The following is a 16,692-nucleotide window of genomic DNA, read 5'->3' as shown; positions in this document are numbered from 1 at the left end:
TCCCTGTGAACTGGATTCATGCCGGGCGATCCTGCCCGGCACCCTTCGGGCGCGATGCGTGCAAACCGGCTGTCCTGCCGGTTTGTCCGGCACAAATCCGCCGGGAGCGGATTTGCATTTACCCGGAGGGCACCGGGCAGGACAGCCCGGTGTGAATCCCTGCCGGAATGACGGCCCAGCGAAATTGGGACAATACCTGACTCCCGGAAATGTCAAACTTTGCGAGTCCCCCGGCAGAACCGGGGGTTTTCCCGCGATAAATAATCTGGAGCGCCGTCTTGAATCAACTGCTCTGGCAACCCACCCGCTCGCGCATCGAAAGCACGAATCTGTACCGATTCACGCACATTCTGCGAGACCGATGGAGCATCGAATTGCCCGATTACGCTGCCCTTCACCGCTTCTCAATCGAGCAAATGGACGAATTCTGGCTGAGTCTGTGGGACCACGCGGGAGTCGTGGCGGAGACGCGCGGCGACCGCATTTTGGCGGACGGCGACAAGATGCCCGGCGCACGGTTCTTCCCCGAGGCGCGGCTCAATTTCGCCGAGAATTTGCTCAAACGCCGGGATGACGGAGACGCCATCGTCTTCTGGGGCGAGGATAGGGTGCGCCGGCGGCTGAGCTGGCGCGAGCTTTACGAGCGAGTCAGCCGTCTGGCGCAGGCTCTCGAAGCCGACGGCGTCGTGCCGGGAGACCGGGTCGCCGCCATCATGCCCAACCTGCCGGAAACCGTGATCGCGATGCTCGCCGCCGCATCGGTCGGGGCGGTCTTCACCTCCTGCTCGCCCGATTTCGGCGTACAGGGCGTGCTGGACCGGTTCGGGCAAGTCGGACCGAAGGTTCTCATCGCCGCCGACGGATGCTTTTACAACGGCAAAGCCCATTTCGCCGCCGACAAGCTCCGCACCATCGTGGCCAACTTGCCGAAGCTCGAACGCATCGTCCTCGTTCCCTATATCTCCGAGCGGCCCGAGCTAGAGGCGCTGGGCGAACGGGCGATTCGCTTCGACGATTATCTCGCGCCCTACCAAACGCGCGAGATTCCCTTCGCCCGGCTACCTTCCGACTCGCCGCTATACATTCTCTATTCGTCCGGCACGACCGGCATCCCGAAGTGCATCGTTCACGGCGCCGGCGGCACGCTGCTCAAACATTTGGAAGAGCTTCTGCTGCAATGCGATGTGAAACGGAACGATCGCGTGTTCTATTTCACCACCTGCGGCTGGATGATGTGGAACTGGCTGGCCTCCGCCCTCGCCTGCGGCGCGACGCTGCTCCTTTACGACGGTTCTCCCTTCCACCCCTCGGGCAATGTGCTGTTCGATTTCGCCGATGCCGAGGGCATGACCCATTTCGGCACCTCGGCCAAATACATTGACGCCTTGCTCAAGGCGGGATTGGAACCGAAGCGCACGCACCGGCTGACATCGCTGAGGACCGTTCTTTCGACCGGTTCTCCCCTGGCGCCGAACAGCTTCGACTACGTTTACGAGCGCGTCAAATCCGACGCCTGCCTGTCCTCGATCTCGGGCGGGGCCGATTTGATCGGCTGCTTCGTGGGCGGCAATCCGATGGGGCCGGTTCGGCGGGGCGAGATCCAGGCCAAGGTTCTCGGCATGGCGGTCGAAGTCTTCGACGAAAACGGCCAACCGGTCGTCGGCACGAAAGGCGAACTGGTCTGCACCAAACCCTTTCCTTCGATGCCGCTGGAGTTCTGGAACGACCCGGACGGAACCAAATACCGCGAGGCGTATTTTTCCATGTACCCCGGCGTCTGGCGGCACGGCGACTGGGCCGAGATCATGCCGCACGGCGGCATCGTCATTCACGGCCGCTCCGATGCGGTGCTGAATCCCGGCGGCGTGCGCATCGGCACTGCCGAGATCTATCGGCAAGTCGAAAGGCTCGACGAAATCGTCGAAAGTTTGGTCGTCGGCCAGAATTGGGATAACGATGTCCGCATCGTGCTGTTCGTGCGCCTGCGCGAAGGCCTGAAGCTGGACGAAGCGCTGGCGGCAAGAATCCGGAGGCAGATTCGCGAAAACGCGAGCCCGCGCCATGTTCCGGCCAAGATCGTGCAGGTCGCCGACATTCCCCGCACGCTCTCCGGCAAGATCGTCGAACTCGCAGTACGCGAGATCATTCACGGACGCCCCGTGAAAAACCGCGACGCGCTCGCCAATCCCGAGGCGCTGGAACTCTTCAGGAATTTGCCGGAGCTGGCGAGCTGAGGGATTTGAGCCGGGCGTGTCATGCCTGATGCCGTTCTCCCGCCCGGCCGAACGGGACGCGCGTTCGTGTCGGCAAAGGATTGCCGACCTACTTGGGTTTGCCTACAAGCGTAGGTCGGTAATCCTTTGCCGACGATGCCTGTATAACATCAATCAATCAAGCGGAGACACCCCGATGAATCAGCGCTCCACGAAAGAAATCTACTACGCCGACTACCTGCAACTCGAGCGTCTCTTGAGCGCTCAGACGCCCGAAAGCCGCCGGCATGGCAGGGAAGCCCACGACGAGATGCTGTTCATCATCACGCACCAGGCTTACGAGATCTGGTTCAAGCAAATCCTGCACGAACTCGAGTCGGTGCTCGGTGCATTCGCGGTCACGCCTTTGGACGAACACAGCATGGGCGTCATCGTCGCCCGTCTCGAGCGCGTCATTGCGATACAAAAGGTCTTGAATCAGCAAATCGACGTTCTGGAGACCATCACTCCGCTGGATTTTCTCGATTTTCGCGATTACCTGATCCCCGCTTCCGGATTTCAGAGCGTGCAATTCCGCGAGATCGAACTGCGCCTGGGGTTGGGCGTTCACGTTCCGCAACCGGTCACCGGCCGGCTCAGATCCGAGGATGTCGCATACCTGCGTGAAATCGCCAGCGAGCCAAGTCTTTTCGAACAGGTGGACGCCTGGCTGGCGCGCATGCCCTTCCTCAAGTTCGAGGGCTATGACTTTTGGGAAAGCTACCGTCAGGCGGTCATGGCTATGCTGGCGAAAGACCGGCGCTCGATCGAGACGAATCCTTTATTTTCCGATGCCGAGCGAAGCGCGCAGCTCGCCGAGCTGGAAAACACCCGGCGGAAATTCGATTACCTGCTCGATCCGGCAGGATTCGAGCGGCTCAAGGCGCAAGGCATGTTTCATCTCTGCCAAACGTCCGTGCTATCGGCCCTCTTCATCCAGCTTTACCGCGACGAGCCGATTCTGCACCTGCCGTTCCGCCTGCTCAGTCACCTGATGGACATCGACGAACAGTTCACCGCCTGGCGCAGCCGCCACGCCCTGATGGCGCAACGCATGCTGGGGAGCAAAATCGGTACCGGGGGAAGCAGCGGACACGAATATCTCCAGGAAACGGTGGACAAGAAGCGGATCTTCAAGGATTTGTTCAACCTCTCGACCTTTCTGATCCCGCGCTCGTCCTTGCCGGCCCTGCCCAAGCGGCTGAAGCAAAGTCTCGACTTCCACTTCACCGGAGAGAGGTGCAGCTGAGCCGGCAACATTTTGTATCGGTTTAGCGGTGAGGATCGTGAAATTCGTAGGTCGGCAAGGGATTGCCGACCTACTGGACCTTGACGGCGCTGCGCCAAACCTGAAAATGTGCTCAGGCCCACCCCCGCAGAGCCTTATCCAACAACTTAAACCTATCTACCGTTCGATGTTCGACGAGACAGAAGGCAGACATCGTCCACCGCTGGATCGGACGGACTAGGGCAGCGATGTCCATCCTGCTAAGCTGTCCAAATCACGCTCTTCACGTACACCCATGACCGATTTATCCGCCAGCGAACCGACGCCCTTCGAAGGATCGCTCACTCGTCCGGTGATGCGCGCCCTCCCCGAACTGCGGGAGCTTCTGATACTCGCGGAGCACGTGGTGGATGCGGGCTGGGATTGGGCGCAGGTGGAAGTTTTGACGGAGTTGCATCACGGTGAGGAATCGTTTCCGCTGCTGGCTTTTCGCTTTGGTCCATCCGATCCCGCCTTGCCGGCTCTGGCGCTATTCGGCGGGGTCCACGGGCTCGAACGTATCGGCACGCAGGTCGTGACCTCATATCTCCGGACCCTGGTGGAAATGGCTCGCTGGGACCGGGTGACCCGAGACATGCTCTCCACCACTCGCCTGCTGATCATGCCGCTGGTCAATCCGGTCGGCATGTATCTCAAACGGCGATCCAATGGCAACCGGGTCGATCTCATGCGAAACGCGCCGGTACGGGCGGAAGGATTATCCCGTTGGCATCTATTCGCCGGCCATCGCATTTCTCCCGCATTACCCTGGTATCAAGGGCAGGAAGACGCGCCCATGGAGATCGAAGCGCAAACCCTTTGCGATTGGGTGCGCCGCGAGATCTTTCCCGCCCGAACCGCACTCAGCATCGACGTGCACTCCGGCTACGGGAAGGTAGACCGCCTGTGGTTTCCCTTCGCGAAAACCCGGAAGCCCTTTCCGGCACTGGCGGAAGCCGTCGCCTTGAAGCACCTGATCGACAAGACCCATCCCAACCACGTCTATTGCATAGAGCCCCAGTCCCGCCAGTACCTCGCCCACGGCGACCTGTGGGATTACCTCTACGACGAATACAGAACCGTCCGGCCCGACGGCCGCTATATTCCCTTCACCCTGGAGCTGGGTTCGTGGCTTTGGGTGAAGAAGAACTGGTCGCAGGCATTCTCGGCCCTCGGCGTCTTCAATCCGCGCCTTCCTCACCGCGTGCGGCGGACCCTAAGGCGTCATCTTTTGCTGTTCGAGCTTTTCTACCGCGCCGTACGCTCGCCCGAGCCATGGACCGAGCTCGACGAAGCCGAGCGAGAGCGGTTAAGGCGTCAGGGCTTGGAATGGTGGTATGACGGATGATGAGACGCGCAAACGCCGGACCAATCGGCCGGGTGTCGATTGGCACGCACTGTGCCCATATGATTCGCCGACGCATATTCTGGTCTACGGTACATTTTCGTGCGTGCTGAATTCTCCTGTATGACGCGCAGGATCAGCGCGCCGCCGGGTTGTCTGCTGATTTCGCATCCTCCCTGGCGCTCGCCCGCTGGGCGCTTCACGCATCCAAATCGACTCCCGCCGGTGAAGTTCCTCTGCCGACCGCCGAACTTCCTGGCGATTTGGATCGCACGCTTACCCTTGATGTAGCCCACCACGTTCGAAACCGCATACTTCGGCGGAATGCTGATACACATATGAACGTGGTCGCCCATCAGGTGACCTTCAACAATTTTCGATTCCTTGTGCCCGGCGAGCTCCTGAAATATCTCTCCAAAATGCCGCTTGAGCGCACCAAAAATCAATTTCTTCCGCCGCTTCGAACCGTCCCCGCCGCAGAAGACCTGCAACAGGCCGCGCACTCCCCCTGGTTTTGCATGCTCTCCTCGATGGCCGCACCGGCGCGGCCTGCGTCGGCCAGGTCTTGAGCCGCTGTGAGCTTGGATGTCAGGGAGTCGGCGCTCCCCAAGCTGCCGATCGTCCCGAGTTCCTCTCCTGGAGCGGGCTGATCGTCTGCATGGTGCTGGGGATCGTAGTGACGACGTTCACGGTCACGGGGGCCGCGTGCGCGACCGAGGTCCCCGGAAACCCGACGATCCACAGCGTGTACGTGCCGGGCGTGACGGTGGACGCGACACCGATGGTGAGCGTGAAAGAGAAGGACCCATTGGGCGGGAGGGAGCCGATGTCCTGGGGGAAACCGGGCGCCGTGAAGCCGGCCGGCAGCGCCCCTCCGGTCGGCTGGGCGAAGATCCCGAGCTTCACGGCCTCTCCCGTGAACCCGTTCAGCGAATTCACCGTCACCGTCGCCAGGCCCTGTCCGCCTTGGGTGACGTTGATCGTAGGAAGGGGCGAGAAGGAGTAGTCGCTGACGAGGACGAGTTTGTCGGCGAAGCCATCGCTGGCGCCACCGCCGTACCTCGGCTGAGCGGCTCCCATCTGGTCTGCGTTGCTCGGTGGGATCTCGCCCGCCAGATAGACATTGAACCCCGAGATGGACGGCGGAACGGCGAGGGCGGTCGCGACGTCGGACGATCCAAAGGAGTTGAAGGACGAGGTTCGGAGGGCCGCCGGGTTCGTGATCGGGGTTTCGGCGAAGTCCTTCAGGTCGTACCCGAGTACCCACAGGAAGGCATCAGGGCCGGTGATCCCCTCCGGGTCTGTATCGAACGACCCCGCCACATTGACGACCGGTCCGAAGAACGAGCCGCCGATACCCAGCGCGAGCACCCGATCGAAGCCGCCGGCTCCCACAAAGCTCGCCTGGATCACGCTCGCCAGGCTGGAGTTGAGGCGAGCCACGAAGCCGTCCGTGGCCCCTCCGAACGTCGGTGTGTGCCCTCCCAGCGTTCCGGGGAAACTCGAGGCAGTGGTCTCTCCCCCCACGAAGACGTCCGGCCCTGAAACGGCTATGGCGTGCGCGATGTCCTGACCAAGCCCCCCGAGGTAGGTGGCCTGCACGAGCGAGGTCAAATCGCTGGTCAGGAGCGCCACGAAGGCGTCGGACTGGCCGTCGGGATAATGGATCTCCTGAGCGCCCCCTCCTGTCTTCGGAAAGTCCGTCGAGACGGTTTCCCCCGTCACGTAGACGAACCCCGCCGAGATCGCGATGGCGTTGATGAAATCGGAGGAGCGACCTCCCAGGTACGTCGCCTGCGTCAGGCTCTTCAGATCAGCGGAGAATGCGGCGATGAAGCCGTCGTTCGTGTTCTGCCCGACAGGGCGGATGATTGGGTCCCCGTTCAGCGGTTGAGCGCTGTTGAGAATCCTGACAAGATCATGCGAGGCCGTCCGGCCCGCCACGAACACGGCATAGGCGCCCCCGAAAAGAGCCACGCTGCTGGCGGCGTCCTCGTCGGTCCCTCCGAAGTAGGTCGCCTGGGTCAACGCCTTCAAGTCCGAGGTAAGGAGCGCGGCGAACGCATCTTTGCCCCCCGCGTTCTGCGGTCGGGCGCCTCCGGTCGTTCCCGGAAAGTCCGTCGATGTCGTCGAACCTGTGACGTAGATACCGGCTTCCGAGACCGCGAGGCCGCTCACGGAGTCGTCGCCGGTCCCCCCCAGGTACGTCGCCTGGATGATCGTCTTCAAGTCCGAACTGAGGAGAGCGACGAAGCCGTCGCTCGGACCCGCCAGGGCAGGTCGAGCCCCTCCCGCCGTCCCCGGGAAGTCCGTCGAGTCGGTAGTCCCCGCCACGAGCACGTTCGACGCCGTGGCCGCTGCGGCGGTGACGCGGTCCCCTCCCGATCCCCCGAGGAAGGTGGCTTGGATCAAAGGGTCGATCTCGAGGTCCTTCGTCCGATCGTACTGCCCGACTTCGAAGCGGTAGCTCGTTCCCTCGACCGCATAGGCGACCTCCACAGGGTGTGCGCGGCCCGCGACCGTCTGGTAGGCCTTCGGCCTGCTGAACACGACCGTGCCGAGCCCCGTGCCGACCTCCAGCTCGCCCTTGTCGTTCGCCCGGAGGAATGTCGCGCCAGAAATCCTCACTCCGATCTTCTCGGGCCTCGCGCCAGGCCTGACGTGGAAGAGTTTCTCGACGGTTGCGCCCGCCGCCCTCAGCTCGAGCTCGATCCCCTCGTACACCTCACCGAGGGTCACGCGATCGTAGGTCGGGACGTTCGTTCTCCAGGCGGATTCCTCACTCCCGATCAGATAGTTCACCTCGGTTGGGGCCTTCTCTGCGCCGTCCACCAAGGCAGCGGCGCCGCCGACGAGCGCCTCCTTCAGGGACCAACCCGTTGTCCCGGTCTTGCCGGACACCTTCGGGAGGTCGTACACGATCTCGCCGATGCGGGTGACATAGACAGTGCCGCCGTCGATCCCCGCATAGAACCTCACCCGCTCGTCGGTCTGCCCCTGGTTCGCGATGAAGGGGACGCTCGGATGAATGAGCTTCCCGCTCACCTGCGGCGAGGGCGAGCTCGAAGCGTCATGCGGCTCACCGCCATGCTTGGGCCGGGCGAGCAGGATCGCCCCCAGCAAGGCCAGCAGCCCCAGGAAAAAGTACCGTAAGCCCGGAAACCGGCCGCGGGAGCTCGGCTTCCTGTCCCTTTGCCGCGTCGAGTATTGCATGATTCCCTCTCCGGGATCGGACCTGTCCATGGCGCTCACCCCCCGTTTGGGCAGAATCTTAGCCTCGCAGAGTTTGAGTCCAGGAAAAATAAACGTCCTTTTTCTAATTCCTATGACCGGCTTCGCGGCATCAAATTCCGATCAGGGCTGTTCAATGCTTGATGCCCTGAGAGTTTATGAATCAGGCCCGTAAATACCCTCCTGGTATTTCGGGCCGCCGCCCAGGCCCGGTACACGCCCGGCCTGGGCTCACGCGGCTTGTCGCCGCGCCGGGGCATCCCTGCCCCGGATTAACCCGGCCTATATTTATAGGCCGGGTTAATAAGATGCGCTCCAGGTTAATGGCGTTGTCATAGAGAGCGGCAGCGATATTGGGGGCTGATCCCAAAATGGGAAATATAGTCCGCGTTGGGCGCAATAGGGTACTCCCGTATTGCGCCGCATGAGGAAGTTTCCCATGCGGCTCTACGGCCCTGTTCGATCTGTTCTACCGCGCCGTCCGCTCGCCGGAACCCTGGGTCGCACTTGGCGACGCCGAGCGCGAGCGGTTACGGCGTCAGGGGTTGGAATGGTGATATTAGGTGCCGCTGACGCGGCGCCCCCTTCAATCATGCTTCCAACCGTCGACCGCCAAGACGAAAAATACTCCGAGCCAAAACGGATCGCCTGCGGCGCTTGTCATCATTTCGTCACCAAACCGCAATATTTGCGTCATACCGCCTCCGTAAAGTGCCTTTCCATCGAAGCACAGACGGAAGGCTTACATGTCAGTACAAGACGCTATTTCTCTCTCGTCCCGTCCTCGCCGTTACGCCGCCGAAGTCGCCAGCGATCCGGCGACCGTCCGCGCAACCCAAGCCCTGCGCTACCACGTTTTCGCCGAAGAGATGGGCGCGCATCTGCATACCCGGATCGAGGGTCTCGATTATGACGAAATCGACGATTACTGCGATCATCTCTTGGTGCGCGACACCCAAACCGGGCAGATCGTCGCTTGCACTCGTTTGCTGGACGACATCCAGGCTGCGCGCCTGGGACGTTTCTACTCCGAGGGCGAATTCCAACTCGACGAGGTTCTGGCCTTGCCCGGACGCTTCCTGGAGATCGGCCGCACCTGCGTCGATCCGTCCCACCGCGGCAGCGTGGTTCTCGGAACCTTGTGGAACGGGCTGGCGGAATACGTCTACAACGGCCGTTTCAACTACCTGATGGGCTGCGCCAGCATCCCGCCTGGCCCCAGCGGCTTCGCCGTCGATGCGGTCTATCGGCAGATCGAGCCGCACCAGTTCGGCCCGTCGGAACTCTTGGTAAGGTCCAAAAATCCGGTTCCTGCGCACAAGCGCTGCGTCCAGGACGAAAGCGGCATTCCGCCTTTGTTGCAGGCTTATCTCAGGCTGGGCTGCTGGGTCTTGGGCGATCCTTTCTGGGACGAGGATTTCAACGTCATGGACGTGTTCATTCTGCTGGACCTCTCCCGCATGCAGGCCCGCTACGAGAAGCGCTTCATCGCCAGCAAACAGGAAAATTCGCGTGCAGCGCTGTCGGCAGTGGTTTAAAGCCCTGGCCATCGCCGCCATGTTCGTGGCCGGCATCGTGGCCGTCAGCACGGTCATGCCGGCCCTGAGGCTGCTATTGGGGAAGAAGTCGGCCGCCTTGAACGACGCCATCGTGGTGAGCTGGAACCGTGCCGTCTGCCGGATTCTCAATCTGCGCTTGCACATCCGCGGGCGGCCCGACGCGAACGCCCGATTAGTGGTGGCCAACCACATTTCCTGGCTGGACATCATCGCCCTCGGAGCGCAAGGCCCCTGCTTGTTCGTCGCCAAACGGGAAGTGGCGGATTGGCCGGTCATGGGCTACCTGGCGAAAGGCATCGGCACGCTTTTCGTCCAGCGCGGCGATACCGGGCAGAGCGCAGCCGTGGCCGAACGGATGGCCTGGCAATTGCGCCAGGGGAAACGCCTGGTGCTGTTCCCGGAAGGCACGACAACCACCGGCGACCGCGTGCTGCGTTTTCACGGCAAGCTGCTCCACCCGGCGCAGTTGGCGGGAGCGCACGTCCAGGCGGTCGCCCTGCGTTACGACGGCGCGGCGAAAGAATGCGCACCCTTCGTCGGCGAGGACGAATTTCTGCCGCATCTCCTCGACATTCTCAAGCTGGAACGGATCGATCTCCATGTGCACTATTGCCCCGCCGTTCCGCCCGGACCGGGCCGGAACGAGTTGGCGCAAACCACGCGGCAACAGATCGTGGCCGCGCTGGATGCCGGCCATTCTTGCCGCGGACTGGCCGTCATGAATTCTTAACCGGTCCGTCACGGCGCTTTAAGAAAATCGGTTTAAGTTCTTTGCCAGTTTCAACCGCAGCGAGGACTATCCATGAAGCTGAAATACCGTACCGTCTGGATTTCCGACGTACATCTAGGGACGAGGGGCTGCAAGGATGAATATCTCCTCGATTTTCTGCGGCACATCGAATGCGAACGCCTTTATCTGGTGGGCGATATCATCGATTTCTGGAAGCTCAAGAGCGGTGTTTACTGGCCCCGCCTGCACAACGAGATCGTCCGCACCGTCATGGCGATGGCGGCTCGGGGCACACGGGTGATTTACATTCCGGGCAACCACGACGAAATCTTCCGCGGCTATATCGGCACGGTGTTCAACGGCATCGAGATCCACGCCAGCGCGGTCCACGAGACGGCGACCGGACGCCGGCTTCTGGTACTGCACGGCGACGAGTTCGACGGCGTGGTCTGCTCCAGCCGCTGGCTGGCGGTTCTCGGCAGCGGCGCCTACGACTTCCTGATCGAGGTCAACCGCTGGTTCAATCACGTCCGCCGCATTCTCGGCTTTCCCTACTGGTCGATGTCGGCCTACATCAAGCACAAGGTAAAGAACGCCGTGAACTTCATCTTCGATTTCGAGCGGGCGCTGATTCACGAGGCCTATGAACAAAATCTGAACGGCGTGATTTGCGGCCACATTCACCACGCCACGATCCGGACGGCCGAGCACGGCACGCTGTACGGCAACTGCGGCGACTGGGTGGAAAGCTGCACCGCCCTGGCCGAAAGCCACGCCGGAACGCTGTCCGTCATCCGCTGGCTGGAAGAAAGCACCCAACTCCTGGAGGATCTCGCACTTGAAACTCGCCCTGATCACGGACGCCTGGCTCCCACAAACTAACGGCGTCGTCACCACGCTTCGCACGATCTCTGAGCAGCTCCGCGCGATCGGACATACGGTCGAAACCTTTACGCCGGATCAGTTTCGCAACTGGCCCTGTCCGAGCTATCCCGAAATCCGTCTGGCGCTGGGCTGCGGCTCGAAACTCCGAGCCCGGCTGAACGAATTCCAGCCCGATGCCATTCACATCGCCACGGAAGGCCCGCTCGGCATGGCCGCCCGGAGTTTTTGCAAACGGCGCGGGCTTCCCTTCACGAGTTCTTTCCATACCCGATTCGCCGAATATATCTATCTCCGCACCGGTCTGCCGCTCGCTGTCGGCTATTCCTTTCTGCGCTGGTTTCATGGCGAAAGCGAGCGCCTGATGACTGCGACGCCCACCTTGCTGGAGGAACTCAAGGCGCGAGGCTTCAAGAACCCGGTGCTGTGGTCGCGCGGAGTGGACACGGACTTGTTCCGTCCCCGAGACAAGGGTTTTCTGCCCGATGCCCGCCCCGTGCTGCTCTATGCCGGCCGGGTGGCGATCGAAAAGAATATCGAGGCTTTTCTCAAGCTGGATCTGCCGGGCGCCAAGTACGTGGTCGGCGACGGACCGCAGCGGGAGGAGCTCGAGAGCAAATATCCCGATGTCCGCTTCGTCGGTTACAAATACGGCGAGGAACTGGCCCGCTATCTCGCGGCCGCCGATGTTTTCGTTTTTCCGAGTCGAACCGACACTTTCGGCCTGGTGATGCTGGAAGCTCTGGCCTCTGGCGTTCCGGTCGCGGCCTTTCCGGTGGAAGGCCCGAAGGACGTGATTCTGAGCGGTCGGGTCGGCTGCCTGGACGAAGACCTCAAGAACGCTATCACCGAGGCGCTGAAACTCGATCCCAAAGACTGCCGCCAGTATGCCCTGCGCTATTCCTGGCGCGATTGCGCCCTCCTGTTCGAAAGCTATCTGGCGCCGATTCCGAAAAACGGCGCGCGTTCGACGGCGTGGTGGCAGCGGTATTCGTGATCTCCGTGCCCGAGCCATGGGCATCTGCACCCTCGCGATTGATGCCTGTCCTGAGCCTAGTCGAAGGGCGCTCCACTTCGTTCAGCACATCCTACGAGTTCTAAGCGCTGTCATGGATCGTTCATCTTTCCGTCACCGGATTGTCATCTGCCCCGGCTAAGGTTTAGGAGTAGCCCTTAGGGAGTAGCGTGCCATGAAATTCATGCAGACGATCCAAACCTACGACGTCAATCTGTTTCTCTGGGTAACGCAACGGAAATCCCGGCGCGTGCTGGTTCGCGGTGCGCGATGCGTCTCGAAGACCGGCGACGGGCACTTGTACCTGATCCTCGGCCTGGTGCTGGCATGGTCCGGGCAGCCTGCGGGCTCGGTTCTGCTGGCTTGCCTGTTAACGGGCTTCGCCATCGAGCGTCCGGTCTATTTCATCCTCAAGAATCTGTGCCGGCGCGACCGGCCCCAAGCCGCGCTGAATATTCCGAGCTTCATCATTCCGTCCGACCGTTTCAGCTTCCCGTCCGGGCACACCTCCGCGGCGTTCCTGGTAGCGACGTTGCTGAGTTTCTTTTATCCGGCCCTTGCGCCTCTGCTCCTAACCTGGGCTGTGCTGATGGGCATGGCGCGGGTGGTGCTCGGCGTTCACTTTCCCACCGACACGCTGATCGGCGCGCTGATGGGAATCCTTTTGGCCCTTCTGAGTTTAGAGATCCATCTTACGTGAAAGTGTTTTATGGCGTTCAGGCCACCGGCAATGGTCACATTACCCGAGCGCGAGCCATCGCGCCCAAACTCGAGCAAGCCGGAGCCGAAGTCACTTACCTGTTTTCCGGCCGCCCTTGGGAAAAGCTGTTCGAAATGGACGTCTTCGGCGACTACCAATGGCGTGCCGGTCTTACCTTCGAAACCAAAGCCGGCAATGTGCGGTACATCAAGACCGCATTTCGCAACAATCTTCCGAGCTTCGTCCGCGACGTCAAATCCCTGGACTTGAGCCAGTACGACATCGTCGTCAGCGATTTCGAACCGGTTACCGCCTGGGCCGCACGGCTGCAGGGCATCAAAACCGTCGGCATCGGCCATCAGTACGCCTTCGGCTACGATATCCCCAAGGCGAATGCCGATGTCATGGGAAATCTGGTGCTCAAGTATTTCGCGCCGGTCACGGTGGGCCTGGGCGTGCACTGGCATCATTTCCATCATCCCATCCTCCCGCCCATCATCGAGACCGATCTCGAACCCGCGGCGGTTCAGCCGGACAAAATCGTCGTCTATCTGCCCTTCGAAGACATCAATCAGGTCGTCCGCTTGCTGAAGCCGTTCCACGATCGTCAGTTTCACATCTACAGTTCGACCATGCCGGACGAACGCCATCCGCGGCCCGAGCACATCCACATCAAACAGCTTTCCCGGAAGGGATTTCAGCACGACTTCGCCGACGCCGCCGGCGTGATATGCAACTCCGGGTTCGAATTGACCAGCGAAGCGCTTCATCTCGGCAAGAAGCTCCTGGTCAAGCCGCTGCACGGCCAGATGGAACAGAACTCCAATGCGCTGGCCCTGGAGGTCTTGCAGCTCGGCCAAGTGATGCAGACCTTGGACGGCCCCACCGTCGAGGCCTGGCTGCAACAGAGCCGGGCCACACGGGTCGTCTACCCCGATGTGGCACGGGCCGTCGCCGATTGGCTGATGCAAGGCGATCTGAGGGTCGACAAATCCTGGGTGGATAATATCTGGAGCCAGGTTCACCGAACCGATGGGTAAATTCGAAGTTATGGCAGGTCAGAATCTCACCGGCTGGTCCCGCATTCATGCGGCGTTTTTCAACTCCATGAAAGGACTCAAAGCCGTCTGGCTGAGCGAGGAAGCTTTCCGTCAGGAAATTTATCTGCTCATCGTTACCGGACCTTTGGGATTCTGGCTCGGACAAACCGGTTTCGAAAAGGCATTGCTGGTGGGCAGCATTCTCCTGGTCCTGATCGTCGAACTGCTCAACACCGGTATCGAAATCGTGGTCGACCGGATCAGCTTCGAGCATCACGAACTGTCCGGCCGGGCCAAGGACGTGGGTTCCGCGGCGGTGTTCCTGGCGCTGGCGTTGGCCGGCATCATCTGGCTGCTCGTGCTGCTGCCGAGATTCGGCTGACGGTGACGGTTTTGTCGGCAAGGGATTGCCGACCTACGAACCACGGCCGCACAGTAGGTCGTGAATCCTTTCACGACATTAACGGGTCGGCCAGCAGGTTTTATCGGCAGAGGATTGCCGACAAGCTTCCTACGCCTTTGCCGGAAACGCTTCGCTTATTCAGGCCTAACGACTAGAACATGGTGAACAGCGCCCTAAGTACATTCCGCAAATATTTGCGGAGTCTCGACAGATTGGCTTGATTGGCGGGGTTGTCCGGCAGGTTGCCTATGCCGCAAGACTTCCCTGAATGTACTTAGAGCGTTTTTCATGTCGGTGTGCGGATTCGCGTCGGGAAGGAAGAACGTAGGTCGGCAATCCCTTCCCAATCGCAAACGGTCGCTTTAGTCGCGACCCTTCCAATCGCAAACGGTCGCTTTAGTCGCGACCCTTCCGACAACGCCCTTTGCCGAGCCGGTACGTCGGCAAAGGATTGCCGACCTACATATCGGGATCCCTTACACCGAATCGGAAAATGCTCTAAAGCGCCTTGATTCCGACGATCACGAAAGCCGCCATGGCCCCGATCGATATCGCCAGGCTGGCGGCGCTTCGCCGTCTCAATACGAACTCCACGCCGTAGAGCACCACGGCCGACTGAATCGCCAGCTTGGCGTAGTTCACTTCGCCGAAGACAGGCAGGTTGGCTGCCGCCAGCAGGATGAATACGACCAGAAAGTCCGACGGGGTAACGGAAAAATAATAACGTCCGGAGAAGCGCACACCCACGGCGGTAACGGCCGCCAAGACCGGGAAAAAGTATTTCAGCCCGATGTGCCAAAGACGCCGTTCCGTAACGCCGGAGAGCTCGATCGAATAGATCACCAGGATGACGCAGGCATAAATCACGAACCGCTCTATCCATCTGGCCGCTGGCAGTCGCGATACGCGGGCGACCAGCCAGGCCGTCATACTGACGGCTACGAAGTAACGGATATCGGACGCCAGTTCCCTGGCTACCACGGCCCCCATGATCAGAAATCCGGTAATGAGCAGGCTCAATACCAGATTCGGGGTTTCGTCCAGTCTCGCCCGGTCGCGCGCGCGCTTGAGAAAACCCGTCACGGGCGAGGTGCCGCCATGCAGCCGCCATCCGAACTTTCGGGCGAGCGGGTAAAACAGGACGATCGCCGCGCTCAGAGCCAGATAAAGCGCCGCGATCAGCCAGTAGGACTCGTACCGGAACAGATAAGCGGATACCACGAATAGGGATTGAACGGCGTATATGGCGAGCACCGCTTCGTACTGATCGAACCCCAGGGCCAATAGCTTGTGATGAAAATGGCTTTTGTCCGGTTTGAACGGGGATCGGCCTTCGGCCATCCTTTGCGTCATGACCATCAATGTATCGATGATGGGCAATCCGAGAACGGGCAAGGCGAGTCCCGGCGTCAGCGCGGTATTGACTTGCTCGGTCAGCATGAGCACCAGCACGCCCAGGCTGAAACCGAGAAACTGGCTGCCGGTGTCGCCCATGAACACCATGGCCGGATGGGTGTTGTAGCGGAGAAAGCCGAGCGTCGCGCCGATGATGGCCAGGCTCGTAAAAACCAGCTCGTCGCCTTCCGCGAGATCGGCCAGGGAAGCGATACAGGCGAGACTCAGGAGACTCAAGCCGGCCGCGAGCCCGTCGAGGCCGTCCGACAAATTGGTGGCGTTGGTGGTCCCGAGGAGAAAGAAGACGGTCAAGGGATACGAAACGAACGGCGGAATTTCCCGGCTCTCGAACCCCGGCAATCGTTCGATCGCCACACCGCCGAGCCAAACCACCACGGCGATCGCCAATAGCTGCCCGGCGAATTTGGTCCGGTAATCGAGATTGACGCGATCGTCCCACAAACCGAAGACCGTGATCACACCGATAGCGAAAAGGAACATCTCGGTGCTTCGGCTCAAATCGATCCAGGCCAAGACGGACGCGACGGCGCCCAAGACCATCCCGATACCGCCGATCCGCGGAATAACCGCATGGTGAATCTTGCGTCCGTCCGGCACGTCGACAAACCTCAGGCGGGGCGCCAGCCGCATGAATACCGCGACCAACACCATCGCGACGAACAAGGCGGTGAGAAAGACGAAGAAATGAAACATAAACCGAGGCAGCCCCACACATCCTTTGCAGTGATATCGACGGCGATTCGCCGTAGTAGCCTCTCATTCCCCTAGCACTCCGCTTTCCGCCCGACTTCCGCTCCTGAGAGATCATGGGATGGACATCGATGCGAGTGCCGCTTTGCCCACCCATGGGAT

At 60.9% G+C, this 16,692-nt stretch carries 12 protein-coding genes and 1 pseudogene; 10 read left to right on the top strand and 3 right to left on the bottom strand.

The annotated features are described in order from the left end of the window. Nucleotides 1-278 precede the first annotated feature (278 nt). The 3 genes from ACR2TX_RS15255 (at nt 279) to ACR2TX_RS15245 (ending at nt 4,867) form a co-directional block, all read left to right on the top strand. Nucleotides 279-2,234 (top strand): acetoacetate--CoA ligase, encoded by a 1,956-nt coding sequence (locus ACR2TX_RS15255; RefSeq protein ID WP_156879388.1) that lies wholly within the window; start codon nt 279-281, stop codon nt 2,232-2,234. A 175-nt stretch (nt 2,235-2,409) separates the two neighbouring features. Next, nucleotides 2,410-3,501, top strand: a complete 1,092-nt coding sequence (locus ACR2TX_RS15250) for a tryptophan 2,3-dioxygenase family protein (protein WP_077729165.1) — start codon at nt 2,410-2,412, stop codon at nt 3,499-3,501. 274 nt (nt 3,502-3,775) lie between these two features. Continuing rightward, nucleotides 3,776-4,867, top strand: coding sequence for a M14 family zinc carboxypeptidase (locus ACR2TX_RS15245; protein WP_156879387.1), 1,092 nt, complete (start codon nt 3,776-3,778; stop codon nt 4,865-4,867). Nucleotides 4,868-5,085: 218 nt separating this feature from the next. Here the strand turns inward: ACR2TX_RS15245 and tnpA are convergent. After that, a pseudogene (gene tnpA, locus ACR2TX_RS15240) lies at nt 5,086-5,325 on the bottom strand (IS200/IS605 family transposase); the annotation flags it as partial. Between the two features lie 127 nt (nt 5,326-5,452). Next, nucleotides 5,453-8,077, bottom strand: coding sequence for an SBBP repeat-containing protein (locus ACR2TX_RS15235; protein WP_434130005.1), 2,625 nt, complete (start codon nt 8,075-8,077; stop codon nt 5,453-5,455). A gap of 764 nt (nt 8,078-8,841) precedes the next feature. Here ACR2TX_RS15235 and ACR2TX_RS15230 point away from each other — a divergent pair. The 7 genes from ACR2TX_RS15230 to ACR2TX_RS15200 all read left to right on the top strand — a co-directional run bounded on the left by ACR2TX_RS15230 (nt 8,842) and on the right by ACR2TX_RS15200 (nt 14,403). After that, nucleotides 8,842-9,633 (top strand): GNAT family N-acetyltransferase, encoded by a 792-nt coding sequence (locus ACR2TX_RS15230; RefSeq protein ID WP_077729168.1) that lies wholly within the window; start codon nt 8,842-8,844, stop codon nt 9,631-9,633. Continuing rightward, nucleotides 9,608-10,384, top strand: a complete 777-nt coding sequence (locus ACR2TX_RS15225) for a lysophospholipid acyltransferase family protein (RefSeq protein WP_077729169.1) — start codon at nt 9,608-9,610, stop codon at nt 10,382-10,384. The genes ACR2TX_RS15230 and ACR2TX_RS15225 overlap by 26 nt, the downstream gene beginning before the upstream one ends. 72 nt (nt 10,385-10,456) lie before the next feature. Next, nucleotides 10,457-11,266, top strand: a complete 810-nt coding sequence (locus ACR2TX_RS15220) for a UDP-2,3-diacylglucosamine diphosphatase (protein WP_434130003.1) — start codon at nt 10,457-10,459, stop codon at nt 11,264-11,266. Continuing rightward, entirely contained in the window at nt 11,223-12,263 is a 1,041-nt protein-coding gene (locus tag ACR2TX_RS15215) for a glycosyltransferase family 4 protein (protein ID WP_434130001.1), read from the top strand. The genes ACR2TX_RS15220 and ACR2TX_RS15215 overlap by 44 nt, the downstream gene beginning before the upstream one ends. Nucleotides 12,264-12,456: 193 nt before the next feature. Further along, nucleotides 12,457-12,981 (top strand): phosphatase PAP2 family protein, encoded by a 525-nt coding sequence (locus ACR2TX_RS15210; protein ID WP_077729172.1) that lies wholly within the window; start codon nt 12,457-12,459, stop codon nt 12,979-12,981. Continuing rightward, a complete protein-coding gene (locus ACR2TX_RS15205) occupies nt 12,978-14,021 on the top strand; it encodes an MJ1255/VC2487 family glycosyltransferase (protein ID WP_086135462.1) in 1,044 nt (347 codons plus the stop codon). The genes ACR2TX_RS15210 and ACR2TX_RS15205 overlap by 4 nt, the downstream gene beginning before the upstream one ends. Nucleotides 14,022-14,031: 10 nt before the next feature. Further along, nucleotides 14,032-14,403, top strand: coding sequence for a diacylglycerol kinase (locus ACR2TX_RS15200; RefSeq protein WP_434129999.1), 372 nt, complete (start codon nt 14,032-14,034; stop codon nt 14,401-14,403). A gap of 519 nt (nt 14,404-14,922) precedes the next feature. On the opposite strand, the gene ACR2TX_RS15195 is transcribed toward ACR2TX_RS15200, so the two are convergent. Then, the gene (locus ACR2TX_RS15195) at nt 14,923-16,533 is read right to left on the bottom strand and encodes a glycosyltransferase family 4 protein (protein ID WP_434129997.1); all 1,611 of its coding nucleotides are present in this window, start codon (nt 16,531-16,533) and stop codon (nt 14,923-14,925) included. Nucleotides 16,534-16,692 lie beyond the last annotated feature (159 nt).

Origin of the sequence: Methylocaldum sp. GT1BB (genome assembly GCF_051027545.1) — a bacterium.
Classification (GTDB): Bacteria; Pseudomonadota; Gammaproteobacteria; order Methylococcales; family Methylococcaceae; genus Methylocaldum.
This window is presented reverse-complemented; position numbering and strand designations above follow the sequence as displayed.

Excerpts from the sequence above, each read along its gene's own strand:
- ACR2TX_RS15220 (WP_434130003.1), top strand. The coding sequence starts at position 10,457 with ATGAAGCTGAAATACCGTACCGTCTGGATTTCCGACGTACATCTAGGG.
- ACR2TX_RS15245 (WP_156879387.1), top strand. The coding sequence starts at position 3,776 with ATGACCGATTTATCCGCCAGCGAACCGACGCCCTTCGAAGGATCGCTC.
- ACR2TX_RS15210 (WP_077729172.1), top strand. The coding sequence starts at position 12,457 with ATGAAATTCATGCAGACGATCCAAACCTACGACGTCAATCTGTTTCTC.
- ACR2TX_RS15195 (WP_434129997.1), bottom strand. The coding sequence starts at position 16,533 with ATGTTTCATTTCTTCGTCTTTCTCACCGCCTTGTTCGTCGCGATGGTG.
- ACR2TX_RS15200 (WP_434129999.1), top strand. The coding sequence starts at position 14,032 with ATGGCAGGTCAGAATCTCACCGGCTGGTCCCGCATTCATGCGGCGTTT.
- ACR2TX_RS15250 (WP_077729165.1), top strand. The coding sequence starts at position 2,410 with ATGAATCAGCGCTCCACGAAAGAAATCTACTACGCCGACTACCTGCAA.
- ACR2TX_RS15235 (WP_434130005.1), bottom strand. The coding sequence starts at position 8,077 with ATGCAATACTCGACGCGGCAAAGGGACAGGAAGCCGAGCTCCCGCGGC.
- ACR2TX_RS15230 (WP_077729168.1), top strand. The coding sequence starts at position 8,842 with ATGTCAGTACAAGACGCTATTTCTCTCTCGTCCCGTCCTCGCCGTTAC.